General features: G+C 39.1%; 23 protein-coding genes. 4 read left to right on the top strand and 19 right to left on the bottom strand.

Features of this window, described 5'->3' with window-relative positions; genetic code table 11:
- Window positions 1-265: 265 nt before the first annotated feature.
- Entirely contained in the window at window positions 266-1,345 is a 1,080-nt protein-coding gene (locus HU823_RS12610) for a diguanylate cyclase (RefSeq protein ID WP_231607427.1), read from the bottom strand.
- 173 nt (window positions 1,346-1,518) lie between these two features.
- Between HU823_RS12610 and HU823_RS12605 the strand changes: the two genes are divergently transcribed.
- Window positions 1,519-2,595, top strand: coding sequence for an FAD-dependent oxidoreductase (locus tag HU823_RS12605; protein ID WP_197222280.1), 1,077 nt, complete (start codon window positions 1,519-1,521; stop codon window positions 2,593-2,595).
- A 63-nt stretch (window positions 2,596-2,658) separates the two neighbouring features.
- Here HU823_RS12605 and HU823_RS22300 read toward each other — a convergent pair whose 3' ends face one another.
- The 11 genes from HU823_RS22300 to HU823_RS12550 form a co-directional block, all read right to left on the bottom strand.
- Window positions 2,659-4,086: a dihydrolipoyl dehydrogenase family protein gene (locus HU823_RS22300; protein ID WP_197222279.1), complete on the bottom strand. Its 1,428-nt coding sequence runs from the start codon at window positions 4,084-4,086 to the stop codon at window positions 2,659-2,661.
- Window positions 4,083-4,682, bottom strand: coding sequence for a CDP-alcohol phosphatidyltransferase family protein (locus HU823_RS12595; RefSeq protein ID WP_197222278.1), 600 nt, complete (start codon window positions 4,680-4,682; stop codon window positions 4,083-4,085). Before HU823_RS12595 ends, HU823_RS22300 begins: the two co-directional genes overlap by 4 nt.
- Before the next feature lie 10 nt (window positions 4,683-4,692).
- On the bottom strand, window positions 4,693-5,346 hold the full coding sequence (locus HU823_RS12590) for a TVP38/TMEM64 family protein (protein ID WP_197222277.1): 654 nt from the start codon (window positions 5,344-5,346) through the stop codon (window positions 4,693-4,695).
- A 27-nt stretch (window positions 5,347-5,373) separates the two neighbouring features.
- On the bottom strand, window positions 5,374-6,303 hold the full coding sequence (locus HU823_RS12585; RefSeq protein WP_066392230.1) for an ABC transporter ATP-binding protein: 930 nt from the start codon (window positions 6,301-6,303) through the stop codon (window positions 5,374-5,376).
- A gap of 3 nt (window positions 6,304-6,306) precedes the next feature.
- Complete coding sequence (locus tag HU823_RS12580; RefSeq protein ID WP_197222276.1) at window positions 6,307-7,980, bottom strand: ABC transporter permease; 1,674 nt, start codon at window positions 7,978-7,980, stop codon at window positions 6,307-6,309.
- Window positions 7,958-9,199: an ABC transporter substrate-binding protein gene (locus tag HU823_RS12575; RefSeq protein WP_197222275.1), complete on the bottom strand. Its 1,242-nt coding sequence runs from the start codon at window positions 9,197-9,199 to the stop codon at window positions 7,958-7,960. The genes HU823_RS12580 and HU823_RS12575 overlap by 23 nt, the downstream gene beginning before the upstream one ends.
- A gap of 577 nt (window positions 9,200-9,776) precedes the next feature.
- Window positions 9,777-11,045 carry an aminopeptidase P family protein gene (locus tag HU823_RS12570; protein WP_197222274.1) on the bottom strand — a complete coding sequence of 423 codons (1,269 nt, stop codon included), beginning with the start codon at window positions 11,043-11,045 and terminating at the stop codon, window positions 9,777-9,779.
- Window positions 11,046-11,162: 117 nt separating this feature from the next.
- Window positions 11,163-11,642, bottom strand: a complete 480-nt coding sequence (locus HU823_RS12565) for an NUDIX domain-containing protein (RefSeq protein WP_197222273.1) — start codon at window positions 11,640-11,642, stop codon at window positions 11,163-11,165.
- Window positions 11,643-12,005: an NUDIX hydrolase gene (locus HU823_RS12560; RefSeq protein WP_197222272.1), complete on the bottom strand. Its 363-nt coding sequence runs from the start codon at window positions 12,003-12,005 to the stop codon at window positions 11,643-11,645.
- Window positions 12,006-12,063: 58 nt separating this feature from the next.
- Window positions 12,064-13,296, bottom strand: coding sequence for a peptidase T (gene pepT / locus HU823_RS12555; RefSeq protein WP_197222271.1), 1,233 nt, complete (start codon window positions 13,294-13,296; stop codon window positions 12,064-12,066).
- Window positions 13,297-13,785: 489 nt separating this feature from the next.
- Window positions 13,786-14,208 (bottom strand): DUF1801 domain-containing protein, encoded by a 423-nt coding sequence (locus HU823_RS12550; protein ID WP_197222270.1) that lies wholly within the window; start codon window positions 14,206-14,208, stop codon window positions 13,786-13,788.
- 187 nt (window positions 14,209-14,395) lie between these two features.
- Between HU823_RS12550 and HU823_RS12545 the strand changes: the two genes are divergently transcribed.
- Both HU823_RS12545 and HU823_RS12540 read left to right on the top strand, forming a co-directional pair.
- Window positions 14,396-15,445 (top strand): NAD(P)/FAD-dependent oxidoreductase, encoded by a 1,050-nt coding sequence (locus tag HU823_RS12545; protein WP_144701908.1) that lies wholly within the window; start codon window positions 14,396-14,398, stop codon window positions 15,443-15,445.
- A gap of 53 nt (window positions 15,446-15,498) precedes the next feature.
- On the top strand, window positions 15,499-16,467 hold the full coding sequence (locus HU823_RS12540) for a D-2-hydroxyacid dehydrogenase family protein (protein ID WP_231607426.1): 969 nt from the start codon (window positions 15,499-15,501) through the stop codon (window positions 16,465-16,467).
- Between the two features lie 40 nt (window positions 16,468-16,507).
- Here the strand turns inward: HU823_RS12540 and HU823_RS12535 are convergent, their stop codons facing one another.
- Window positions 16,508-17,806 (bottom strand): Nramp family divalent metal transporter, encoded by a 1,299-nt coding sequence (locus HU823_RS12535; protein ID WP_370630075.1) that lies wholly within the window; start codon window positions 17,804-17,806, stop codon window positions 16,508-16,510.
- Between the two features lie 285 nt (window positions 17,807-18,091).
- Here HU823_RS12535 and HU823_RS12530 point away from each other — a divergent pair, with 285 nt between their 5' ends.
- A complete protein-coding gene (locus tag HU823_RS12530; protein WP_144701911.1) occupies window positions 18,092-18,403 on the top strand; it encodes a MerR family transcriptional regulator in 312 nt (103 codons plus the stop codon).
- Between the two features lie 37 nt (window positions 18,404-18,440).
- Here HU823_RS12530 and HU823_RS12525 read toward each other — a convergent pair whose 3' ends face one another.
- The 6 genes from HU823_RS12525 to abc-f all read right to left on the bottom strand — a co-directional run bounded on the left by HU823_RS12525 (window position 18,441) and on the right by abc-f (window position 25,539).
- Window positions 18,441-19,169: an exonuclease domain-containing protein gene (locus HU823_RS12525; RefSeq protein WP_144701915.1), complete on the bottom strand. Its 729-nt coding sequence runs from the start codon at window positions 19,167-19,169 to the stop codon at window positions 18,441-18,443.
- On the bottom strand, window positions 19,166-20,143 hold the full coding sequence (locus tag HU823_RS12520) for a DUF294 nucleotidyltransferase-like domain-containing protein (protein ID WP_197222269.1): 978 nt from the start codon (window positions 20,141-20,143) through the stop codon (window positions 19,166-19,168). The genes HU823_RS12525 and HU823_RS12520 overlap by 4 nt, the downstream gene beginning before the upstream one ends.
- Before the next feature lie 60 nt (window positions 20,144-20,203).
- The gene (locus HU823_RS12515) at window positions 20,204-21,478 is read right to left on the bottom strand and encodes an ammonium transporter (RefSeq protein ID WP_197222268.1); all 1,275 of its coding nucleotides are present in this window, start codon (window positions 21,476-21,478) and stop codon (window positions 20,204-20,206) included.
- A 153-nt stretch (window positions 21,479-21,631) separates the two neighbouring features.
- Window positions 21,632-22,606, bottom strand: a complete 975-nt coding sequence (locus HU823_RS12510) for a bile acid:sodium symporter family protein (RefSeq protein ID WP_197222267.1) — start codon at window positions 22,604-22,606, stop codon at window positions 21,632-21,634.
- Window positions 22,607-22,778: 172 nt separating this feature from the next.
- Window positions 22,779-23,639, bottom strand: coding sequence for a hypothetical protein (locus HU823_RS12505; protein WP_197222266.1), 861 nt, complete (start codon window positions 23,637-23,639; stop codon window positions 22,779-22,781).
- Window positions 23,640-23,802: 163 nt separating this feature from the next.
- Window positions 23,803-25,539: a ribosomal protection-like ABC-F family protein gene (gene abc-f, locus HU823_RS12500; protein ID WP_197222265.1), complete on the bottom strand. Its 1,737-nt coding sequence runs from the start codon at window positions 25,537-25,539 to the stop codon at window positions 23,803-23,805.
- Between the last annotated feature and the right edge of the window lie 264 nt (window positions 25,540-25,803).

The raw sequence follows: 25,803 nt of genomic DNA, 5'->3' as shown, positions 1-25,803 counted from the left end.
ATAAAGGAACACGTGACCCTATTCAACTTACAGGAGAGTTGCAAGAAGGCTCCACTATATTTCAACTGTTGAAGTTTGATCCGAATTCCTGTTGCGCTTACTTTTCTTATGTAGACGATTTAGGTATTACACGGACTTTTATTATTGATTGCAGAAATATTAGCGTCGTCGCCATCGGTCCACCTGGAATCAATAACAATAACAACTCTGTTTCATTCTAGAAAAAAAAGGAACGACTTAATCCTCGTTCCTTTATGTATATCTTCTATTGTTTGGCAATACAAACTCTATTTCTCCCTGTTCTCTTCGCTTCATATAATGCTTTGTCTGCGTCTTTAATCATCATACTTCCATTCGTTGTTGTTTCTGGGAAGTTAGATAACCCAACAGAAACCGTGATGTTCACTTCTGTTCCACTGTTTAAGAGGAAGGCATGCTGTTCGACTGTTGATCTAATTCTCTCCGCGATTTTTTTTGATTGATCCAATGTACTGTCTACGAGCAATACTGTAAATTCTTCTCCGCCGTTCCTACTCACAATGTCTGTTGGCCGTGCACATGATCTAAGGATTAACCCTAAATCTTTTAAAACAACATCACCTTCTGAGTGTCCATATGTATCATTGATTTTCTTAAAGAAATCAATATCGATATAAAGTAGGGATAGCTTTTTCTTCTTTTCAAGATCTGCCATACAACGGTTAAATACTTCATCAAATTTCCTAACATTATTCAGCCCTGTCAATGGATCAATCGTTGACTCAGCCTTATACTTATCAAACATCATCTGACTCTTAAATAAAATTTGTAGTACCTGAAACGCTACATAACCGGAGAGAAAGGACACGAACCAATATCCAGGAATTAAGTATAGCAGCAACTGTTGGTCCTCAATCAGATAGAAAAATAAAAGAGTTGTTAGTAGATTAGCAAAAGTGAGCATGGACCATTTTTTTATCTGATGGCTTAAGTTTGTTCTTGCTATAACGATTGAAAACAAGGTAACCGCTAACATTAAGAGACTAGACGTATAAGAAGAAATATTAATCCCTATTAAAAATCGCCCTGCGATGACTAAGACCATTCCTACTAATGCCGGCACTGCTCCACCGAAATAGGCTAGTAGAATAATCGGAATATGTCGGAGATCGATCAACGTTGTACCGATTGGAATGCTGTACTGCATGAGGATATTACTGAACAATCCCCCCGCCACTCCTGTCGTGAGCTTCTTCTTTATCGAAGAACTCATTCTAAGTGGTGGATCTTTCTTAATTTGGGTATACAGAAATAATAGTGCGACTAAGATTGCAAGATTAGCAAAAAGCTGTTTAACAATTATCATTTTTATCACCATCTAGTAAAGTACCATATAATACATCCAAAAACTAACATAATTTCCAACTTATTTGTTACATTTATCTTTTTTTATCTTTAAACATACAAATCATTCGCACTATCCACATCGTACTTATATGATTAAGAAAGTTACTCATCAATATAACTGGAGTGTTCATTTTGACAAAGCTTTTATTAATCGGTGGTGGACATGCTCATCTTTCCATACTACGCAGTCTTTTACATGAAGAAATTAGTGATTTACAAGTTACACTTATTACATCGTCAAAATTTCAATATTATTCAGGAATGTTTTCGGGATTTACAGAAGGCCTATATGATGAAGATGAAATTCGGATCGATTTAGAATCGTTATGCACTCGAGCTTCTGTCTCGTTTATAGAGGACACCATCATCTCTTTTGACCCCATGCAGAAAGTGTTGTTGGGTTTTTCAGGCGGAATCTATTCTTTTGATGTGGTTTCTTTCGATATTGGTTCTGGAGTTGCATTAGACTTAACCCAAAATGTTGGATTAAACATTAAACCAAACTACCGCTTTACAGAGCAGATCAAAGAATTTCGTTCAAGCGAAAGCCCAGTTATCATCGGAGGAGGTTCTGCTGGAGTAGAGCTGGCATTTTCGACATCCGCTTGGCGTAAAAAGCAAAGTTTGAAGAATCCGGTAACCTTGATCAGTTCATCGCCACTTCTTCATTCTTATGGAAACAAAGCGACAGAGAAAATTCGAGAAATTGCTAATTATCATAATCTCGTATACTACGAAAATGAACAGATAGAGAAATTGAAGAACAGCATCATCATTACTGATAAGGATACAGAGATAAAATATTCAGCTATCATGCCCGTAACCGGACCAAAAGCAAGCTCTCTATTTCAACAAGCATTGCTTTCTACTGATGCAAATGGATATTTACTCGTTGATGACACACTACAGAACGCTGAATATCCTTATGTGTTTGGAGCTGGTGATTGTGTGTCTTTGGAGGGTTATCCTAATCTTCCGAAGAATGGTGTCTATGCAGTTAGACAAGGACCTTTCTTATGGAAAAATATCAAGCGTTTGATCACAGGAAGACCACTAGTACCTTTCAAACCACAAAAAAAGTTCGTTTCTATTCTTTCGACCGGTGAAAAACACGGTTTATTTACTTATGGCGACCTCGTTATTTATGGAAAATGGGCTTGGAGCTTAAAGAATAGAATCGATCGTAAATTTATGAACAAACATCTTTAGTTCAATCCGCTAGGTTATGTTCTCAAGAATAAAACGAGCAGAACATTTTCTGCTCGTTTTATTCTATCTAAACCAACTAATGTACTTTTTTGTTAGTTTTGGTATTGTTCCGCTAAACAACTTGCTCCTCCAGTATAGATCAGCGGTTCGTTGGATGGCGGCTGCATGATTGGGATATGGATAGATCATCTGTGAAAGGTCTCCTATCTTTCTCCCTTTTTTCATTGCAAAAACAACTGCCTGCATCCAATCACCACTACCATTCCCTATTGCATGCGCACCTATGATCTTACCATTCTGGTCGGTAATAATTTTTATTAACCCGTCCGCTTCTTGATCTGAGATAAACCGATCAACATCTGTTAAAGGAACTTCATAAACCGAAAACTTAATTCCAAACTTTCTCGCTTGTTGTTCCGTCATGCCTACATGAAAGATCTCAGGTTGGATATAAATGTTCCAGGGGATGTGATCGTAGCTCATTTTCTTAGGTACACCAAGTATTGCATTCTGAACGACAACTTTCCCTTCTTCCCCAGCTACATGTGTAAAAGTGAATTTGCCGTTAATGTCTCCGATTGCAAAGATATGAGGTACATTCGTCTGCAACTTTTCATTTGTTGGGATGAATCCTCTTTCATCCTGAAATACCCCCGCAGCATTCAGATTCAAACGTTCACTATTCGGTTTTCTGCCGACAGCCAAAAGAATCTGATCATATTCCTCTGTATAATGCTCATTACCTTTGTGAATCGTGACCCTTTTTCTTCCGTTTGATGTTATCTGTACTTTTTTTACTTCTGAATTTAAATGAATCGTTAACTCCTTCTCCAATATGTAAACCGCAGCTTTTTGGATGCTTTCATCCTCTGTTGATAGGAGTTTCTTTCCCTTTTCAACAATTGTCACTTTGGAACCTAAACGTGATAGAGCTTGCGATAGTTCTAGCCCTATGGCGCCACCACCAACTACAAGAAGGTTCTCTGGCAATTCTTTTTGCTTAAATAAGTTTTCGTTCGTCCAAAATCCTGCATCATTTAAACCTTCTATCGGCGGTATAAGAGGTCGTGAGCCAGTAGCAATAACAATCCTTTTCCCGTATATCTCTTGATTATCAACTCTCACAGTGTTTGCCGAAGTGAATGTTCCCGCTCCCTTATAGAGATCGACACCTAGTGACGTAAACCGTTCATCACTATCATGCTTTTGAATCGCAATTATGGATTGCTGTACACGTTCATTTACCTTTCCTAAATCAACAGATCCAGAAACATCTAGACCAAGTTCCCTCCCTTTGCTTCTGGCAGTATAAATATCCTTGGAAGCTTGTATAAAAGCTTTTGAAGGTACGCAGCCAACGTGAAGACAATCACCACCTAGATGCCGTTCTTTTTCAATTAGAGCTACTTTCGCTCCAAGAGAGCTAGCTCCAGAAGCTACCGTAAGCCCACCAGCACCTCCACCGATAATAACAACATCATACTTCTTCACATCTCTCTCTCCTTGTGTTGCAAGATTTTCTTAGCTTCAAGCAATCTTTGCAAAGCTGTATAAAGTTCAATCACAAAAAATAGTAATGTTATGAGGGTCAAATATTCAGAGAATATGATCATAAGACTGAACAAGATAAACCCTTCTGTCCGTTCAGCTAACCCTGCTTGATAGTAGAATGACTTCATACCTTGCTTCTCACTCACTGCTCCTACTGTTAGAAAGATTGTCATCGATACAATAATTGACACGGATAAGAGCAAAAGTGGAAGCTGCGAATCAGGAAAAGCTATCGCTAACCCAATGATCACACTAATCTCAACAATCCGATCAAAGGTAATATCTAATACAGTTCCCCATGGAGAAGGTTTTGTAAGTCGTGCCATCGTACCATCAACTGCATCGAGAAATCCTGAAAACCATAGAACACATACAGCAAGGATCGGCCGATCAAGATAGATCCACACACCAGATGAAGCCCCAATGATAAAAGCGATCCAAGTAACTTGATTCGCACTGAGTCCCACTTTCAATAATAGTTTTGCCGTACTCAGAATAGTCGGCTGCACATACTTTCTTGCATGAGTATCTAGCATTTACTTCTCCTCACTTCTGATCTTCCACCGATAAGTATCGTTTGATCTGTTTTTTATATAGTACGGGAAGAACTGTAATGATAATGAATAGAATAATTGCGATATAAAGGAAGGTTGAAGTATCAGCTGCCGTGCTCGCTCCTAGGAATGTATAAGCAAATGTTCCTGGAACAATGCCTATTAATGTCCCGAAAAAGAATTGGATGCCTTTGACTTTAGACATCCCCGCTGCATAACTAATCAAGTCAAAATGAAAAATCGGAATAAGCCGAAGAAGGATGATAACTAAAAATCCATTCTTTTCTAGCACGTTCTGTAATTTGCTCAGTTTCCTTCCCCATTTAGATTCAATTCGACGAGCTCCTATCTTTCTTGCTGTAATAAAAGCAAGGAGAGCTCCAGTCGTAGCTCCTATAAGAGTAAGAACAAACCCCCAAACCGGTCCGAATGCTAACCCCCCTGTCAAAGAAAGAACAGAAGCAGGAAACAAAACAAAAGGTCTGATGGAATACAATAAAACGTATACGAAAGGTGCCACAGCTCCCATTGTTAAGATCCATCTACGAACTGATTGTGGAGTAACGTCTAGAACCGTTTGATTCAAAACAATGAGTGAAACAACCAAAAAAACAAAAAATATAATAGAGAAAACCGTCTTCTTCATCTCTTATTTCTCCAATCTTAAAACCACTTATCCTTCGTAGACCTTTACTTGCTCACCTATATTCACCTTTTCTGGAGATGTTAATGTAATAACAGCCTCTGAATGTTCAATAGATAAGACACTATGAAACTTCCCGTCTTGATAATACGTTTCGATCACTTCAGCTTTTCTTCCACTCTGATCTTCATTTCTTCCCATCTTAAGACGGCTTACGGGGATGAAGCGCTCTTCTGTCCAAATTCCCCCTTGAAGAAACGAAGCTACAAACGAATTAACGGGAGATTCATATAAAACATGTGGACTATCTAGTTGTTGGAGCTTACCCTCATTTAACACGGCTACACGATCCCCAAGAGCCATCGCTTCCTCCAAATCATGCGTTACGAACAAAACGGTTATGTTTTCCGATTTTAATAGATGTTTGATCCATCTCCTCGTCTCTTTTCGAAGTTCCGTATCTAGACTTGAGAAAGGTTCGTCCAATAATAGAACTTTAGGATGTACGATCAGAGACCTTGCCAAAGCTGCACGTTGTTTCTGACCGCCAGAAATCTCATGAGGAAAATGGGATTCTAAACCTTCTAAACCCACTCTTTTCATCATTTCTTTACTTTTATCATATCTCTTATTTTTACTGACTTTTGCCATCTTTAACCCGAAAGCTACATTTTCTAAAACGTTCATATGCGGAAACAGAAGTGATTCTTGAAACATATATACTACCGGCCTTTGTTGTGGAGGTACGTTTGTTAAATGTTCACCATCGATCACAATCTCTCCACTGTCTGTCTTCTCTAATCCGGCAATCAGTCGGAGTAAAGTAGATTTCCCAGTACCCGAAGGACCGACTACGGAAATAATCTCTCCCTTTCTTACACTCAGTTGATTCAAGTTCAGTACTTCTTTATCCTTGTAAACTTTCCTGATATCACTTAATTCGATAAAATGAGATTCCATTCTTCACCTCGGTTGTTTTGGAATAATTAGTCTTAAAGCACCTTCTATTAAAAGCCACACCGCTATAGGTATCAATGCAAACAAAATCGAAAAACTTGCGATCACTGCGTCATTTGTTGTTTGAAAATAAGGAAAGAATATGATTGCCATCGTGTTAACTTCTCCACCGCCGATAAGTGCTGTTAAAAAATACTGTCCGAGTGAAATCACAGTAACAAGAAAAACAACACTCCTGATACTCGGAATCAGCTGCGGCAAATAAACATTTCGGAATACCGCCCATGAACCTCCACCAAGAGAAACCGCAATTTCCTCCTGTCTTTTTCCGACTCGCTCAAATCCTGCGCGCAACACTTTTATCGTGTAAGGAAGAGTTGGTAATAGATGGACAATGACTACTCCTGTCCAATGATTAGCAATTCCAAGTTTAATAAAAGTTAGATGTACACCAAGCGCAATTACAATAGAAGGTATTAAGATAGGAGACAATAATAACGTCTCTACCACACTTTTACCTTGGAAGATATGAAACGCCAACCCTTTCGCAGCCGGAAGTCCAATCAATAGATTCAGCAATAATACTAGCAAGCTAATGCCTAACGAAGTATAGATCGCCTCTGTAAATTTTGAGCTATGCCATAACATTTCGTGCCAGCCTCGGGTCGTTAATGAGCTTGGAAAGAGCTCTCCATATTCCCACCTTTGGACAAAACTGGTCAACACTAGTATTAATATAGGCAGCAACGTGAGCCCTAACATAGTAAAAAATCCGACTCTTGAATACTTACTATTTTCTGTCTGTAAATCGTGAAATGACCCAGAGCTTTGAGCTAAGTGGATCCTTCCTTTCCTTGTGAACACGTATGTTAAAAACACAACAAGAACAATAAATAGGGTCAAAAGAAACATTGCAGCAAAAGCGTACGGCTGTTTTGTCCAATCTGATCCAAAGAACCAGTCATAGCTGATGACAGGAATCATCTTAGGGTATGTTGCTCCTAGGAGTGCAGGAACTTCATAAGCGGAAACAACAAAAGCAAAGATGATAAAAAACGTTTCTAACATGACAGGAAAAACGTACGGTCTCTCAACATGCCAGAATACGTCCCACCTTCTTCCTCCAAGGGTATACACAAGCTCTTTTTGAGCGTTCGATAGCTGTTCATATACTGGAAGAAGCATCAGAATGACAAAAGGCACCTCTTTCCACACGTAAGTGATGATGATACCTATTCCAAAAGAATCTTTGAACAGAATAGGAAACTCATCCGGCCGGTCAAGTAGTCCCATTCCATTTAATAACGAAGAAATATAACCGGTTTGGGAAAATAGTAGAAACAGCATATATCCCCAGACAAAATGAGGAAAGACCATAGGCATCCAAGCGATTAGCTTCGGAAACTTACTTTTTAGCATCGGATATAGTGATCTAACGATAATCAGCCCTATTAGAATGGAAAGAACCGTTGATATAAAAGCAATTCGGAGACTGTATAGGATAGATGTGATAAAGATTTCATCACTAAACAGCTCTCGATATACATTTAAGGTTGGTTGATTGTAATACTTGATACTCTCTAGAAACGCCATTACTATTCCATAGCCGAGGAGAAGAATGGTTATTAGAACAGCCGGAGCCATAAGTACATATGGATTACTTGTTCTGAACCACTTCATTAACCCAATTCTCCTTCAGCCATGCAACATACTCTGAATCTACTTCTGGCTGCAAATATTTTTTTAGTGTTTCAGCAGGCAAAACCGATTTTCCACGTTTGATGGTTTTAAGTTTCTTTTGATCTGCTGCAGAAAGTCGTGCCGGATCAAGTGACATATTTTCACCCCAAAATTCCGAGTCTAACTTTGTTAGCTGAGCTTCGGGAGATAGCATAAAATTAATAGCTGTCATCGCACCTTCTTTGTTGGGACTATTAAAAGGAATCCCTAAAAAGTGAGCATTTCCTAAAGAACCTGATTTCATAACGAACGATCTTGTTGATGCGGGGAACACACTTTGTTTCATTAATTTCTCAGCTCGTGCCTCGTTATAACCCATCGTTATATATACTTCACCTTTGCTGTACAAACGATCAAGTTCTGTTAAATTATTCGGATATGTCTTCCCCTCTCTCCATAAATAAGGTTTGATCTCGTTCAAATAATCCCACATCTTCACACTATTTTTCTGGGCAAAATCCTCATCATACCCACTGTCCAAAATGTTTTTTACGTTTCCACTAGATTCATAAAATAGTTGACGAACAAATGCATTTCCTGTGAAATCCGTTGGGTCAGGGTAAGTAAATCTCCCTGGATTTTCTTTTACCCATTGAGCTAATTCTTCAAATGATTGAGGTGGATTTGGCACCTTTTTTTCATCATATTGATAAACGAACTGCACTTTTCCCCAAGGCGCTTCTAAGCCCTCTGTTTTTGTTCCAAAGTCATATTGTATATCTAATGATTTAGCATCCACATATGTTTTGTAGTTTGGCATTTTAGCAACAAAAGGACCAAACAACAGTCCATTGTCTTTTGCATTCTTGAAATTCTCACCATTGATCCAGATGATATCGATATTTCCATCATCTTTCCCTGCTCTTTTTTCATTCGATAGCTTTTTTAAGAATTCAGGAGCATCCATCGGTACTCGTTTCAATGTAATGTTGTATTCTTTCTTTAACCGCGGAGCGACCCAATCATCCATATAACGATTGATCCCTGTGTCTCCACCCCACATGTACATTCTGACTGTCTTGTTCTTAGTGGTCTCTTCAATTTCTCGCCAATCTTTTTTTAATATGATATTAGATTCTTTTGCTGCATCCGTTGATGGGGAACATGCTGACACGAATAATAACAGCACTACCCAAACCAACATTCTCATTTTTTTCATCGTATACTCACCCTCCACTAAGCTAACGTTACTTCTCTTCGTTTGGTTCATTCTTTTTATTGGTAATTTATTGTTTCCCTTTTTTCGTCCAACTCACGTACAAATATTGAAGAAATTTTGTATATTTTTTATGTATGTATTGAAAGCTATGAATCTCAAGAAAAACGAGAAAAAAAAGGCTATTTTCTTAAAAATTGTTGCTTTTAAGTCTTTATTATTTTCTTCTTTGACTTTGATTGTAGTGGAAGGTGCGAGACTCTTGGCTAGGACAGGCGGGCAGTCAGAAAAGTGGAAGTGGCTCGTCCAGCCCCGACAAGCAAAAGGTGAATGGGCTAGGAAGGCGCATTTTGCCTTATTGACCGTTCACCTTTTGACCTCGAGGGGCTAGCCACTGCAACTAGCCAGGTGAGACACTTAAAAGTGAAACGTACGAATGTGGCTCACCGCCTGCCCCGCGGAAAGCGAGCATCTACAACGGAAATCAAAAACTGTCAAAAGCAACAATGAATACGAAAACAGCCTTTAGAAAAGAGAAAAAAAGAGGCCTTTGACAAAGGACCTCTTTTTTCAAAACCTATTAAGCTTTTACCTCATGAACACCTTGTGTAGCCATAAACTCCTCAATTTCCTCTACTTCACGGAAAATATCTTTGGATAAGTTCTCGAATCCATCTTCTGTTACTAAGATGTCATCCTCAATTCGAATACCGATCGCTTCATCCTCGATATAAAGTCCAGGCTCTATCGTTATGACCATTCCAGGCTCTAAGATGCGATCTTTGTACGAACCAACATCATGTGTATCAAGTCCAAGAAAATGGCTCACACCATGATAATAATAGTTAGAGATCTCATCATCATTTTGAATCAAACCGATACGTCTGCACTCTTCTGCTAAGACTTTTTTCGTATGATTATTAAGTTCGGCAAAGGCGAGACCTGGCTTAATGATAGCCGTTGTTTCTTTTAGCGCTTTAAGTACGATATTGTAGAGAACCTTTTGACGTTCTGTAAACTTCCCATCTACTGGGAACGTATAACTGATATCCGCGTTATAATAATCCTTTTGTGCTCCTAGATCGAGAAGAACGAGCTCACCGGGATTCGTTTGTGCCCTATTATGCTCATAATGAAGAATCGTAGCATTTTTTCCGCTTGCCGTAATCGTCTTAAACGCGAAATCACGAACTCCGTTGGATTTTAAAGTAAAATCAAAATGTGCTTCAAGTTGATTCTCCTTCATTCCAGCTTTCGCGTGTTTCAGCACATTATAGATGCCTTCTTTCGTAATGGAGATCGCTTCTTTAATCTTTTGAATCTCTTCTGTCGTTTTGAACACACGCAGTTCAGTAACTTCATGATATACGTTGTGAATCGTCACATGCGGATAATGTTCTCGAATATGCTTTGCGAATTGTGATGTTTCAGATGGGGCACCTGTCCACCCACGGCGTTCTAGATCTAAACAAACATGCTGAGCTTGATTTGTAAAGAATTGACTGGCAACAAACAACTCAAAGCTATCCACATATTTGATATCTTTTATCCCTGATTGATGCTCTGCTTCCTCTTTAGAAACGGTTTTCCCGACCCACTTTTCCATGACCGGATCAGCTTTTTCGATAAAAAGTGTTTCTTCAAATTTTTCACCGCTCTTTTTTAGTACGAGGATCACGTTCTGTTCTGAAATCCCAGATAGATAGTAAAAGTTTCGGTTTGGTGTGAATGGGTATTGTTCATCAGCTGATTTTTGCGGAGCTTTTCCTGCAAAAAGAATAGTTAAAGATTCCTCTGGAAGCACTTCTTTTAATCTGCTTCGATTACGTTCAAAAAAATAAGATTCCATGTGGATCCTCCTTAAATCGTTTTAAAAACGACTGATTAGTTTATTTATATATGTATATAGTATAAAGATTTTTTGATAGTAATAACAGCTTTTTTCAGAATTTTATAAATGTGGTAATTATACCTTTTCGTAATTCTCCAGAGTATGTTCTTCAATAAAAGCGTTGTACCGTTTCTGATCTATAAACGCTTTTATATGTCTTTGTACTTTGGGGTACAGAGTGATTTGTTCTAAATCCTTAAGGGGAATCCATTTTACGCCAGTCTGATTCAGATCTGCCTTGTCCGGTAATTTCGGTTCGGAGTCTCCTATACGAGTGCACTCAAACATGAGTCCTAGTGAATGTGTTGTTCCGTATCTATTATCAGTCAGATGTGGTGCATATTCATACGTGAACGCGAGTGGACCAACATTTACTTCTATTGCTGCCTCTTCTCTCGCTTCCCGTTTTGCTGCTTCTTTAACAGATTCATTTGGTTCAACCCCACCTGCCGGTAAATTGTAATGAAGGCCATTCTCATCATCAAACTCTATTAACAGGATAGCATCGTTTTCAATAATCAAAGCACCTGCTCTAACACGAATGGGATAGCTCATTTACACTACCTCCATATTCTTTAACACCATTTCAACTACAGGTCTTGAAACATCATCAAAATAACGATCATCTTTTAGATCAATCCATCGTACGTCAAGTATGTCTTCATCATCTTCAATAGAGAGGGTCCCTGAGATCAGTTCACAAAGGAATGTTTGTTTCTCTTTACTCTGAAACAGGGATCTTATTATTTTTACGGTATAGCCTGTTTCCTCCAGCACTTCTCTTAGGCATGCTTGTTCAAAGTTTTCCCCTTCCTCTACTCCACCGCCTGGAAAATTCCATACAATATCCCCACGTTTCACTTTTTGATGTACTAACAAAACCTTGCCTTCATGAACCACAACACCTTGCGCTAACATCTTTACTCCCCCTAGTGACAGAATAAAGCTAACCAAAAGGTATTGGTTAGCTTAGTAGTTAATCTTTCTGCTCAAACAACTGCACGAGTTCAACAATGACTTGAGTCGCTTTGATCATATTATCAACAGAGATATATTCGTGACGACCGTGGTAGTTTTCTCCGCCCGTAAAGATGTTCGGAGTCGGAAGGCCCATAAATGATAGTTGAGATCCGTCTGTGCCCCCTCTAATTGGTTTGATGTTCGGTTCGATATCGAGCTTTTTCATCGCTTCAGAAGCGAGATCAACAATCTCTTTAACCGGTTCAATCTTTTCTTTCATATTATAATATGTGTCGTTCATTTCTAACTGAACCTTATCTTGGCCATATTTTTCACGCATTTCATCCACGATCTCTAGCATTCTATCTTTTCTCTTTTGAAAAAGTTCCTTGTCATGGTCGCGAATGATGTAATACATGTCTGTTTGTTCTACATCACCTTTCAGACCGATTAAGTGATAGAATCCTTCATAGCCTTCTGTGTGCTCAGGCGCCTCTTCAACAGGAAGCTTCCCGTTCAATTCCATCGCAATTTTTGCCGCATTCACCATCTTGTTTTTTGCAGAACCAGGATGAATGTTCTTTCCTAAGATACGAATTCTAGCATCAGCCGCGTTAAAGCTCTCATACTCTAATTCTCCTAAAGGTCCGCCATCCATCGTATAGGCATACTTTGCTCCAAATGCAGTCACATCAAATTTATGAGGACCGCGCCCGATCTCTTCATCCGGAGTGAAAGCTACTCTTATTTTGCCGTGCTTAATCTCTGGGTGTTCGATCAAGTACTTCATCGCTGTCATGATTTCAGCGATGCCTGCTTTATTATCTGCACCGAGCAATGTTGTGCCGTCCGTTGTGATCAATGTGTGTCCCTTATAGTCTTGTAAACTAGGAAAGTCATTTGGAGACAATTCGATATGTAAGTCTTTGTTTAAGATAATCGTTTCTCCGTCATAGTTTTCGACGATCTGCGGATTAACGTTCGTTCCTGTAAAATCAGTAGCTGTATCCACGTGTGCAAGAAAACCTATGACCGGGATGTCTTTATCAGAATTGGATGGTAATGTTGCCATAACATAGCCGTTATCGTCGACAGTTACTTCCTCCATACCAATTGCTTTTAACTCTTCAACAAGCATGTTAGCCAGGGTCCACTGACCCTCTGTTGATGGAGTCGAGTCACTACTTCCATCAGATTGTGTATCTACTTTTACGTATGTAATAAAACGATCCATTATTTCTTGTTTCAATTTTCAATCAACTCCTATTGTTTTGCTTTATGATAGCATGTTTTACAAAACATTACATATTGCTAGATTATTAAAAAATGTACGCTTTCACATGTCTTGATGTCTAATCAACTTGTCCTCATCCTGCATAAAATATATTACCAGCACCAAACAAAGGTGTTGTGAAAATAATGGGGTGATTTAAATGGGTTCTTGGAAAAAAGATAAATGTGAGTCTTCTTCAAGCTATATCTATCTAAAATGTAAGAAGTGTAAGAAGAAAAAGAAGAAAAGCTGCGGCTGTCATAAAAAACATTAATTAAAAGAAGGAGTCCAATGTTGGGCTCCTTTTCAACTATTCTTCTATTTAGAACCTAAACCAAAGGCAATTTCGATCATCATTTCACTTTCCTTAAACTCGCTACGTTTTTGCGTAATCGGCTCATCTCCTTTAAAAATAAGGAACCCGAGAGTACGCAAAAAACTTGAACATAGTTCTTCAGATTATAACTATTCTTGAGGGTACGTTTTTAATAAAAACTCAATCGACTTGTTAATCAGTTTTTTTAATATCTCCTCATCCACATCAGCTAGTTTATTAATGTATACACAAGCGGCACCCGTTGTATGTTTGCCGAAGTGTTCAAGCAGCTCAGTGCGATCCGGGTCTCCTGGGGCAAAATACAGACTGATCTTTGCTTTTCTTGGTGAGAAGCCAACAAGTGGTGCATCCCCTTCATGCCCTGTCTTGTATTTGTAATGATACGAGCCGAATCCGATAATACTCGGTCCCCACATCTTCGCTTCAAAACCAGTCGTTTCCGAAAAGATGTCTAACAACTTATAAGCATCTTCTCTCTTTTTTGGACTATCCACATTCTCGATAAACTCAACAACACTCTGTTCGGTTTCTTTTGTCTTTTGCTCGTACATAATTAGCTCCTTTTTTTATATGAAATTTTGAAGTGAAAGCTTCTATATCTTAACCTTCTACATACTTAGCAAATCCCCTTTCTTACTTCCCCTTTCAATTTCCTGATTGTAAAGTGTTTTATAAGATTGTATACTACTAATTGAGAATGATAATCAATATTAAATGTTCCAAAAAGGAGCGAACATTATGGATCAACATAACGTTTTCGATGTGACCATTATCGGCGGAGGTCCAGCAGGCCTTTATTCAGCTTTTTACAGTGGTCTTCGAGAAATGAAGACTAAAATTATAGAGTTTCAACCGCAGTTAGGCGGTAAGATACATGTCTATCCAGAAAAGATGATTTGGGATGTTGGAGGACATACACCTCTTCCAGGTGCAAAACTTATTGAAAAACTTGTTGAGCAAGGACTTACGTTTAATCCTGAAGTAGTACTGAATGAAAAAGTAGAAGCAATTTCACAAGATGAGAATGGTAATTTTATTTTGCAGGGATCTTCCGGTGAGCAGCATTTTTCTAAAACTGTTATCGTTGCCGTTGGAAGCGGTATCTTAAACCCTCAGCGATTAGATATTGAAGGAGCTGAACGGTTTGAAGTGTCAAACTTAAACTATACCGTTAAATCCCTTCAGCATTTTAAAGATAAGACTGTAGTCATATCAGGTGGCGGAAATACGGCGATCGATTGGGCTAACGAATTAGTACCCATTGCAAAAAAAGTGTACCTGACTTATCGAAAAGGAAATCTCGCTGGACATGAAGCGCAAGTTACACAATTGATGAACAGCTGTGCCGATTGCATTTTCAACACTTCGATCTCAAAATTATTCGCGTGTCCCAACCATGAAGTTATTGAACAGATTGAGTTAACAAATCACGAAACAGGTGAAATTTCTTACCTCCCTATCGATGAAGTCATCATCAACCATGGCTATGAACAAGATACATCTCTTTTAGGAAACAGTGGGTTAAATATTGAACTCGCAGACAACTTTTATATTGCAGGAAACGCTAACAGTGAATCTTCTATTCCTGGATTGTATGCCGCTGGCGATATCCTTAAACATGATGGAAAATTAAATTTAATCTCTGGTGCTTTTCAAGACGCCGCAAATGCAGTGAATAAAGCAAAGCAGTTCATCCAACCTGATGCACAAAAAGTTGCGATGGTGTCCTCACATAATGAGGTGTTTAAAGAACGCAATCGTGAGCTTGTTAAACAGATGGTGAGATGAACCAAGTAATATTAGGTGATATATCAATATGAAATGATAGGAGTTTTCTGGGGATGATGAGAATTGTAGTATTAGATGATTGGGAGCATACCTTTGCAACAAACCCTGAAATAGACCGTTTACGAAAATACTTCATTGTAGATATTTATTCCGATAAGCCAACAGAACACGAATTAATCTGTAGAATTGAACAAGCAGATGTCATCTTAACGATTAGAGAACGCACAAAATTTCCGAAAAAGCTTCTTAATCAACTAAAGAATATTAAACTCATTGCACAAACCGGATCAGGCGTTTCACACATCGATATGGAAGAGGCAAGTAAGCTTAACATTCCAGTTGCCACTACTCCAGGAGGATCTGCTGCCGTCGTAGAATTAATCTTTGGTATGATGCTCGTTCACGCTCGAAATATATTGCATTTAGATCAACAACTAAAACAAGGTGTATGGAAAGAGTCAGTTGGTCTTGGTCTGGAAAACAAAACAGTAGGCATCATCGGACTAGGTAAGATTGGTTCAGGTGTAGCAAGGATAGCAAAAGCTTTCAAAATGAAAACTGTCGCATGGGGCCCCCGCTTAACCATTGAGCGCGCGAAGGCCGAAGAGGTTGAATACAAAGAATTACAAGAACTTCTTCAGACCTCTCACTTTGTCATCATCTCAGTAAGACTCGTGCCCGAAACTCGGCACCTCCTTAGAGAAGAGCATTTTAGGCTTATGCGTAACGACGCTTTTCTTATAAACACATCAAGAGGTGAAGTGCTAGACGAGGATTCACTTGTATACGCATTAAAACATAAGTGGTTTGCAGCTGCGGGGTTAGATGTCTTTTCAGAAGAGCCAATCCGACAAGACCACCCAATCCTGAAGCTTAATAACGTGCTATTAACGCCTCACATTGGTTGGAAGACGGACAACATGTTTCACAATTTTTTAGCAACAAGTGTAGATAACATTATCTCATACATAATAGAAGATAACCCTAAACGTATCGCTAATATAGAAGCTATAAAAAGTTAAAAGCCCACCGTTGAGTGGGCTTTGGATTGTATAGCGTTAATTAAAACAGCTTTTGCAGCTCATTTATTCCTAAGAATGCAAACATGAGTAGACACCCGATCAAGACTGCGTTGGTTAACCACTTGTTGCGATATTCCGCATCCACTTTTTTAGAATTCAACAAGATAATGAGTGAGATCGCAAGAAACGGCATGAACAATGCTCCTAACACACCATATATAATGATCAGCTGAACCGGCTTTCCAAAAAAGAAGATCAGCATCGGTGGGAATGTAAGCCATGCTAAATATGCACGATACGACTTATCTTTTTCTGTAACTGGCTTTACGGAATGTAAGTCTTCCTTCTTTGTCTTAATGGTTCTTAAAAAGTCGGCAAACAGATACGGCACACCGTTCCAAACACCAAGAAGTGAAGTAAAAGCAGCCGACCAGAACGCGATTAAGAACAACCAGCGCAATGGTGTTCCGAATTCTTGGCCTAAAAGTTCAGCAAGATTTAGAAGACCTTGGTCTCCTTCTAACTTTACATCTGTTCCAAATAAGAACTTCGCTCCGATTACAAGTGCCGCCATCGTGAAAAGCCCTGTAATCACATACGCAGCTTTCGTATCAAGCCTCATAATGGGAACAAAGTCTTTTCCTTTCCAATTCTTTTCTCTTAGCCAATATCCATAAGAAGCCATCGTGATCGTACCGCCTACTCCTCCAATTAATCCAAGAGCTAACATGAGCGATCCGTCTGGCATTTTGGGTACAAATCCACCAGCGAATTCTCCGATCGTAGGTAAGAAAAGCAAAGATGTACCAATAATTGTGATAAACATAACACCGATCAATACAGTCATTATTCTTTCAAAAAGCAAATAACGCCCCGTCCAAACAAGTGCAAAACCTAATAAAGAATGAATGATTGCCCAAGCCCATATCGGCATGACAGGAAGCATCGCATGCATACCTAATCCACAAGTCATAGCCGCAGTAGCACCGTAAATGTAACCCCAGATGACCGAATAAACACCAAAATATCCAGTCGCCCATTTTCCGAGTGAATGCCAACCTTGCAGAATGGTCTGTCCTGTCGCAAGGTACCAGCGGCCCACTCCTTCATTTAAGAAATACTTTAAAATAGAACCGATTACGATGGCCCATACAAAAGTCATTCCGAATGAGGTACCGATTACAATGGCAGTTACTAAATCCGCTGTACCTACTCCAGTTGCTGCAACTACAAAACCTGGACCGATCATTTTTAATTTTTGACCCATCGTTTGAGGCGGTAAAGGATTGTTACCAGCAACTGAATTAAGTTCATTGTTTAATTCCAATTCATTGTTCAATTTCAGCTCCTCCTTCTCTCTGTAATAAAACGCTTTCAGTAGAACATCTGCTAATTATGTCATATATCTGAATATTTTATCAACTTCTTATATACCTATCTATACATAGGTCCCTTTCTACTATCAACTTTGATAAAAGAAATCTAAACTCTTATCAGAAATAGTGTTCACAAACAAAAATAAATTGGAATAACATATATGTAAGAAAACCTAACACCAATATGATATAATAAATAACAATATTTTGAATTGTCGGCTAATACTTCATCAGAGAGGGGGAAAATCATGTCAGTTGATAAATCTTATAAAGATAAAAAAGTTATGTCCATAGGTATCATCAGTGAACTAACAGGGCTATCAGAACGTAAGATTCGTTACTATGAAGAGAGAAAACTCATTTTCCCTGAACGAACGGGCAAAGGAACGCGCAAATACTCTTTCTCGGATGTAGAACGTCTAATGGAAATTGCTGATCAAATTGAAGATGGTGTTCAAACATATGAAATCAAAAAAGAACTTACGAAAAAGCAGCAGCGTGACGAACGTAATAAAATGATCCGAGGACAGATTAACGCGCAATTTAATATGAGAAATTGAAAACAGCTGGCTCCCCGGTAAAATGGTGCCAGCTGTTTTATCTCGAGAGCCGCTCATACACCTCTCGTAAATTTTTTATTCCTAATTTTTGAACACGCTCTATATAAACACTCCAAAGCTCTGCGGTCATCTTAGCATCTCCTAATGCATGATGCCGGTTTGCTACCGGTATATTGCAATGTTCACAACAATCTTCTAACCGGACAAGAGTAGTCTCTGGTTCAGCAATCTTTAGTAAGAATGATGTATCTACTATTCGATGTTTGAACTGAGTTCGAAATAATTTCCAATTATAGTGTTGAAGAAACTTCTTCTCATGACTTGCATGGTGAGCCACGAGAACGTGTCCTCCTGCAAATTCATAAAAATCTACTAGCACTTTCGATAATTGAGGAGCATGTTGAAGATCACTTTCTTCTATTCCTGTAAGTTCTTTAATCTCTGGAGAAAGTTCACCCGTACATTGCGCGAGAGAATAAAAGGTTTCTTCATGTTGCACTTCTCCCCCTTTTACTTTCACTGCACCGACCGATAAAATCTGGTTACCTTGTTCAGGAAAAAAACCAGTAGTTTCAAGATCGAACACTACAACATTCAAATCACTAAAAGGAATAGTTAAACTTTCCTCCACTTTTAATTCCTTTTGAAGCTGCCTTAAAAATGCGACATGCTGAGGACTTGATTGCCCTTGTAATGACGCATAAACACTTGAGTTTATTTTCCCTTGGACTTGCTTCATAAATTGAATAAGCGGATTCATCCTCATGTATCAATCATTCCCTTAATGACCGATTGCGTGTAATTTTGTAGCTTTTGACCGTTTAATAGAATATGCTTCATATCTTTTCTTTCATCTTTGCTAAGTTCTTTTATGTTTAAGTAGTGAATGTCATCGTAGTTTTCTGTAGTTTTGTTATGATATTGCAACCTATATTGAAGGAGTTTTTCAAATTCTTCTCTGCACCATTTAAGATCTTCCGTATATTTCGACATGCTATACAGTTCCTTCAGTCTTGTAAGTGTAGAGGTAGCCTCTAAACTCTCTTTCATAGCAAGTAAGCGGACATTATTAACATAAGGAAAGAATCCAGATTGCTTTAAATCGATACTTCCTGCATGTGAGCCATGTGATTCTGTTATAAATTGATGAAAGAAGCCTACTGCTTTTTTTACATGCTGTGTATTTTCTAACAGTCGTTCTAAAAAATGCGGATTCTTCTTCACATAATCATGTATGAGTTTTCTAAGTTTTTTACAATAAGTTTCTTCACCCACAAGTACTCGTGCATCATAAAAAATCAAAAGAAAACGTATGCTCTCGAAGCTTTCTTCAGTAAGCCACTTTGAAAGTTGCTCTTCCCACTCTACTATGGATTTACTCCAAACAGGATTAGAACTCATCACATTTCCATCGCAATACGGATAACCTACTTCATTCAAACCATCTGCTAACTCTTTTCCTAAGGAAAGAAAATATCGTTTTGTTTCATCACTTTTTTCCTCATAGATCAGCCCATGATCTTGATCTGAGATGATTGCTTGTTCGAACCTACCCCCACTCCCCATCACAAACCATTCGTATCGGCATGGAACAGGGCCAAATGTTTCAATATGTTTTTGTAGAGCAACATGAAAGACTTTTTTCATCATTTCATCATGAAATTCATTTAAAGCTTGTGACGAATCTTGATGCTCCATCCATTTTTCATCACGCCATTTTTTCAAACTTGAGTAAGGCATATTCACACATCCTATGTGATAAAAGCATTGAGGAATAGCCCCCAATGCTTTCTATCACTATTAATTTGCGATTCTATTTTTTTCTTCGTTTGCGATGAACGCCTCTGGATAACCATAGTTTCCGTGTTCACTCACATCCAAGCCGATAATTTCTTCTTCCTCTGAAACACGAAGACCCTTCATTACTTTTTTCATTGCATATAAAAGAACGAATGAAACAACAAAAGCGTACAACGCTGACACAGATACACCCATCGCCTGAACGCCAAGCTGTGAGAATCCACCGCCATAGAACAAGCCAGGCTTCCCGACTGTAGCAAGTTCTGGTGTCGCGAACAACCCCGTAGATAACGTCCCCCAAATTCCGGCCGCTCCGTGAACGCTCAACGCATAGATCGGGTCATCTATTTTTAATCTATCGAAAAATTTAACTGAATAGAATACTAAGATTCCTGCAACAAACCCAATTAGAACAGCTGCCCACGTTTCAACGAATGCACAAGAAGCTGTAATCGCAACAAGTCCTGCTAACGCACCATTTAAGATCGTTGGAATATCGGATTTACCCAAAACCATCCATGAGATAATAAGTGCAGCAACCGCACCTGCTCCAGCCGCGAGATTTGTATTTAACGCAACAAATCCGAAAAATCCATCATCAACCACAAAGGTACTTCCTCCATTAAAACCAAACCATCCCACCCAAAGGACGATGACTCCTAATGCAGTATACACTTGGTTATGTCCGAAAATGTTATTGGACGTACCATTCTTATTAAATTTTCCAATACGCGGTTTTAAGAATAATGTCGCAGCAAATGCCGCCATCGCACCTGTTAAATGAACGACTGTACTTCCGGCAAAATCTTGCTTGCCATGTTCCGCTAACCAACCTCCGCCCCAGATCCAATGAGCAACAACAGGATAGACTGCAACTGAGAAAAGAATAGCAAACACGAGATAAGCAGACAATTTCGCTCGTTCAGCAAATCCTCCGAACGCAATCGTTAAAGAGATGCCTGCAAACGCAAGCTGAAACATGAAAAATGCAGCTGTCGAATAGGCCATTCCTTCTGCTTGATCACCTGAATAGAAAAAATCAGACAGCCCGATAAAAAAGTTCGAGTTACCACCAAAAATAAATCCATATCCGACTGCCCAAAATACGATTGATGCTAATCCAAACGTAAAGACTGTCTTTCCTGCAATATGTCCTGCATTTTTCATTCGAGTCGATCCCGCTTCAAGTAAGATGAACCCGCCTTGCATTAAAATGACAAGAAGTGCACCTAAAATAAGCCAAACACTGTTTAATGAAAACACGATATCTTCCATCTGAACGCCCCCTACTGAACTGTTTCTTTCATTCTATACAGTTCTGGCGCAGATTCTACACCCATGTAAGATTATCTGACATGGTTTTTTGAATCGCTAATTAAAAGAGAAAAAGCAAACCCTTCAATGTATAAAGGTTTGCTTCTCTATCTGTTAGACCACTTTAGATGATGTAGTGTTAGTCCTCTTTTGTGAGTCAACATGTTCCGCTCTCTTCCCCCACCACGTTGCAAGCAATGGTCCTGATATGTTGTGCCACACACTAAAGATCGCACTTGGCACAGCAGACAACGGCGAAAAGTGAGCCACTGCAAGCGCCGCACCTAGACCGGAATTCTGCATCCCGACTTCAATGGAAATAGCCTTTTGATCTGCAAAGTCCAGCTTCAAACCTTTCGCGATCAGAAAACCGATTAAAAGTCCCAGCACATTGTGAAGAACCACAATGGATAAGATTAATAAGCCTGTCTCAGCAATTTGTTTTGCGTTTGCTGCAACAACAGCTGATGCTACAGCTACGATACCAACTACAGATACTAGCGGCAGGGCAGCAACGCTTTTTTCAACGTGTTTACGAAATAATAACTTAACGACCAGACCTAAAAAAATAGGAACGAGTACAATCTGCACGATCGACAGCAGCAAGCTGCCCGCTGATACTGATAGCCATTTGCTCGCAAACAGCAGCGTTAGAGCTGGTGTTAAGATTGGGGCAAGTAACGTTGCCACAGATGTTACCGCAACCGATAAGGCGGTGTTACCTTTAGCTAGGAAAGTCATCACGTTTGATGCCGTTCCACCGGGACAGCAACCTACTAAAATCACCCCTACTGCTACTTCTGGCGGTAATTGAAATACCGTAGCTAATCCAAAAGCAAGGAGCGGCATGATCGTATACTGTGCTGCCACACCAATAAATACACTCTTTGGAGCTTGAAACACTGCCTTAAAATCATCCAATGACAGAGTTAGCCCCATCCCGAACATGATAATTCCTAATAAGAGAGGAATATAGGGAGCGATCCATGTGAAGCCTTCTGGAATCAAAAATGCTACAATGGCAAAAAGAATCACCCAAATCGCAAAGGTGTTGCCCGCTGTCTTACTTACTTTCTCTAGAAATCTCATGGTTGTCACTCTCCTTTTTAAGAGAGTATATACGAGTTATCTAAAATTTCAATGGTTATTTATTAAAATTTCAGAATTATGTGATTATATTTGTTTTTTTATATGATGAGGTCGTACTTTTATGTGATCAACTCCATTTTTTATGTGATTCCTTCAAAAATTTATGTGATTATCAATTTTCAGGCTCATCTATCCAGTTGTATCGCTGTACTTTCGCCATGTGTTCGCGTCTCCTCTCGACTATGAACATCCCTTTTAGCGTTCCATAAAAATATTGCATAAACGTCGCCTTGATTTTTCTGTTTTTGTAGTGAAAGACGGTTGTTTTGAATGCATCGACTACAACTGAAACCATAAATTCTAGCGGACGGTCGAAATTAAACTTGTTATATGCCAGTTTCGCTTTCTCCCAAAACGTATAGATTTCAATGGCCGAATTAAAGAATGGTTTTACCGTACGTATGAAGTCTTTCGGAACAGAATCTGGCGTGAAGGATTCATCGAGGTCTCCTAAAGAAAGATAAGGTAAATTGTCCGTCATGACGTTCTCCTTACGTATCTTTAGATCTTTATCTTTTAGATTTATAAAGAGATTTATAGATTCACGCGCTTTTTTTGTATCCTCGTCCTTACTCTCACAAGGGGTTTCCCTTCCTTTACGCTGGATCACTTTCGTTTCAATCGCTGGATCAAAGCGCTGAAAGACAAATACATTATGAGCAAATCCTCCGCTTGTACGATATGTTTTATGTACGACTATAATTCCTGCATTTTTCGCTTTTCTCATCATTCGTAAAAAAGAAGCGCGCGAAATACTGCCTCCTTTTTCTACACTTCGATCAACAAGCGTATCGATCTTTGCGTTTGCTACTCCGACTACACTATATTGGCTAAGCAACTCAAACGCCAAAAACTCTGACTTCGTAAACAAACCGGCGTGATGTTCCAAAAAATAACGTTTGTGTTCATTAAATTCTTTTACATTTTCAAACTGGCTAAGTGAAGCAAATTGACGTATGTTCCCTGCTCTCAACTTTCCCTTCCCCCCTTATACGATTGATACAACCTATAAGTGTTTAGAAAAAGCGGAAAAGAGGCATGGAGTCTAAAAAAATTTTTGCAATATAAAAATGTGATGATAAACGAGGCTGTAAAACTAGAACAAAGCCAGGCGGATACTTCCACCTGACTTTGTTTTACAAAGATATTTTTTGTATGAGCTGCCGCTTTTTACTCATTAATAGTTGTAACTCTTCATCAACCGCTCTGTACTCATCCGTCCCCGTTTTACAAAAACTTATTTTTCCAAGCATTTCTGTAATCTTGTTTTCTACTAAAACTAATTCTTCAGTCCACTGCTGAACGCCCTCATTTGTTGATCGTTTAGCCTGTTCTTCATGTTCACTAAGGCCAATCTCTATCCTCTTGAGCTGCTCATTCTCAATCACTAGCAGTTTATCACACAGCTTTTCAACGAAGAATCTGTCGTGCGAGACGATGATAAGTGTGCCTGAAAACTGTAACAATGTTTCCTCCAACTGCTCCCGGCTCGGCAGATCCAAATGGTTTGTGGGTTCATCCAGAATGAGTACATCATATTCCTGCAAAATCATCAGGACCAGCTTAACGCGTGTTCGCTCTCCTAAACTCAAGTGACGGATTGGCTTCGAAAGTTTTCGGTCCTCGATCCCCATGTTGGCAAAGATTGTTCTTGCCTGCGTCACTTGATGCTTCTCCTCTAAATCAAAATATTCATACACCGTTTTTTCTTCTGGCAGATCACTCACATCTTGGGAAAGATAAGCAATTTTCATCGATTCACTTTTCCAGATGGATCCTTTCGTTACAGACTCCTCGCCAAGCAACATTTTAATAAATGTTGTCTTCCCCGATCCGTTCGGACCCTGCAACGCTATTCTTTCACCGTGTTTAATGTAAAAGTGACTTTCTTTAAAGAGGGTTCGATCTCCATATTGTTTCGTTAGACCACGGGCTTCGATGAGTCTTTTTCCTCTCTTTCCAGTGGAATCAAATTGAAAGAAAACGTCACTTTCTTCTTTGGGCTTATCGATCCCTGTTTTCGAGAGTTCTAGATTCAAGCGCTTTAATTTTGATTTAATTTGATTATCTTTTTTCTTTGCTTTCATCCGTTCATATTCTTTCAGCCCCATCTGTCTGTTCTCAGCTGCCGTTCCACCCTTACCTGCTTCCCGGTGAGCTTTATCAGACCATGTTTTTAACGTGTTCACTTGCTGCTGGATCATGTGTATTTTTCTTTGTTGTTTCTCATAATCTCTTTGTTGTTGTTCAAAACGACGTTGTTTCTCTTTTCTATACGATGAATAGTTCCCTTCGTAAATGGTGAGAATGCCGTCTTCCAGTTCAAAAATCTTCTCTACCGTACCATCAAGAAAATAACGATCGTGAGAGATGATAATGGCTGCTCCTCTATAGTTTTGAACCTCTTCTGTAAGCCAAGTCATTCCTTGAAGATCTAAATGATTTGTCGGTTCATCTAAAATAAGGAACTCTGGATGATTCGCCCATATTTTGGCGATAGATACCTTTAATCGTTCTCCACCACTCAAATGTTGTAATTCACTCTTTTGAAGTAAATGTTTTTGAAGCCCTAACTTCTTACTCGTTCGCAGCAAATCTTCACCTGTTTCCATCAACTCCCGTTCAACATCTAACACATAATCTGTTGATTGTGGTAAATACCCCATGTGCAGATTTGCCGGCCAGGTCGTAATTGATCCATGATCGTGGTTAATACATTTCATAAGGATGTTAACGAGCGTTGTTTTCCCACTGCCATTCCAACCTACTAAACCAATTTTTTCACCTTGCCTGATATCAAATGAGATATCTTTTAATATTTCTTTATCCCCAAATTTTTTCTGCACTCGTTTAACTTGTAATACAGTCGTCATGCAGCTCACCTCTTTCTTGTTCGTTAAGGAGGCTCGCAAAAAAACCCCCCCTGGAGACCCAGAGAGGTTGGTGAGTTCGCACAAATATGGTAATAACACGTATCCAAAGAAACACAAGAACATCATGTTCTTTGTGTGAAATCATAAGGGATATTTACGTGTATACGCAAAATGGGCAGACTTATCCTATTCTCCAGGTCTCAATATTGAGTTAGCCTAAGAAAATAAGAGTTTTCCACATCAGCGTAGTACCGTTCCTTTCCA

This window comes from Fictibacillus sp. 18YEL24 (assembly GCF_015903855.1).
GTDB lineage: Bacteria > Bacillota > Bacilli > Bacillales > Fictibacillaceae > Fictibacillus > Fictibacillus phosphorivorans_C.
This window is presented reverse-complemented; position numbering and strand designations above follow the sequence as displayed.

What these genes read in the sequence shown, in the direction of transcription:
- HU823_RS12525 (WP_144701915.1), bottom strand. Translation starts at nt 19,169, where the DNA reads ATGAGGATGAATCCGCTTATTCAATTTATGAAGCAAGTCCAAGGGAAA.
- HU823_RS12545 (WP_144701908.1), top strand. Translation starts at nt 14,396, where the DNA reads ATGGATCAACATAACGTTTTCGATGTGACCATTATCGGCGGAGGTCCA.
- HU823_RS12595 (WP_197222278.1), bottom strand. Translation starts at nt 4,682, where the DNA reads ATGCTAGATACTCATGCAAGAAAGTATGTGCAGCCGACTATTCTGAGT.
- HU823_RS12610 (WP_231607427.1), bottom strand. Translation starts at nt 1,345, where the DNA reads ATGATAATTGTTAAACAGCTTTTTGCTAATCTTGCAATCTTAGTCGCA.
- HU823_RS12590 (WP_197222277.1), bottom strand. Translation starts at nt 5,346, where the DNA reads ATGAAGAAGACGGTTTTCTCTATTATATTTTTTGTTTTTTTGGTTGTT.
- HU823_RS12565 (WP_197222273.1), bottom strand. Translation starts at nt 11,642, where the DNA reads ATGAGCTATCCCATTCGTGTTAGAGCAGGTGCTTTGATTATTGAAAAC.
- HU823_RS12510 (WP_197222267.1), bottom strand. Translation starts at nt 22,606, where the DNA reads ATGAGATTTCTAGAGAAAGTAAGTAAGACAGCGGGCAACACCTTTGCG.
- HU823_RS12540 (WP_231607426.1), top strand. Translation starts at nt 15,499, where the DNA reads ATGATGAGAATTGTAGTATTAGATGATTGGGAGCATACCTTTGCAACA.
- HU823_RS12515 (WP_197222268.1), bottom strand. Translation starts at nt 21,478, where the DNA reads ATGGAAGATATCGTGTTTTCATTAAACAGTGTTTGGCTTATTTTAGGT.
- HU823_RS12585 (WP_066392230.1), bottom strand. Translation starts at nt 6,303, where the DNA reads ATGGAATCTCATTTTATCGAATTAAGTGATATCAGGAAAGTTTACAAG.
- HU823_RS12520 (WP_197222269.1), bottom strand. Translation starts at nt 20,143, where the DNA reads ATGCCTTACTCAAGTTTGAAAAAATGGCGTGATGAAAAATGGATGGAG.
- HU823_RS12570 (WP_197222274.1), bottom strand. Translation starts at nt 11,045, where the DNA reads ATGGAATCTTATTTTTTTGAACGTAATCGAAGCAGATTAAAAGAAGTG.
- HU823_RS12580 (WP_197222276.1), bottom strand. Translation starts at nt 7,980, where the DNA reads ATGAAGTGGTTCAGAACAAGTAATCCATATGTACTTATGGCTCCGGCT.
- HU823_RS12575 (WP_197222275.1), bottom strand. Translation starts at nt 9,199, where the DNA reads ATGAAAAAAATGAGAATGTTGGTTTGGGTAGTGCTGTTATTATTCGTG.
- abc-f (WP_197222265.1), bottom strand. Translation starts at nt 25,539, where the DNA reads ATGACGACTGTATTACAAGTTAAACGAGTGCAGAAAAAATTTGGGGAT.
- HU823_RS12550 (WP_197222270.1), bottom strand. Translation starts at nt 14,208, where the DNA reads ATGTACGAGCAAAAGACAAAAGAAACCGAACAGAGTGTTGTTGAGTTT.
- HU823_RS12560 (WP_197222272.1), bottom strand. Translation starts at nt 12,005, where the DNA reads ATGTTAGCGCAAGGTGTTGTGGTTCATGAAGGCAAGGTTTTGTTAGTA.
- HU823_RS12530 (WP_144701911.1), top strand. Translation starts at nt 18,092, where the DNA reads ATGTCAGTTGATAAATCTTATAAAGATAAAAAAGTTATGTCCATAGGT.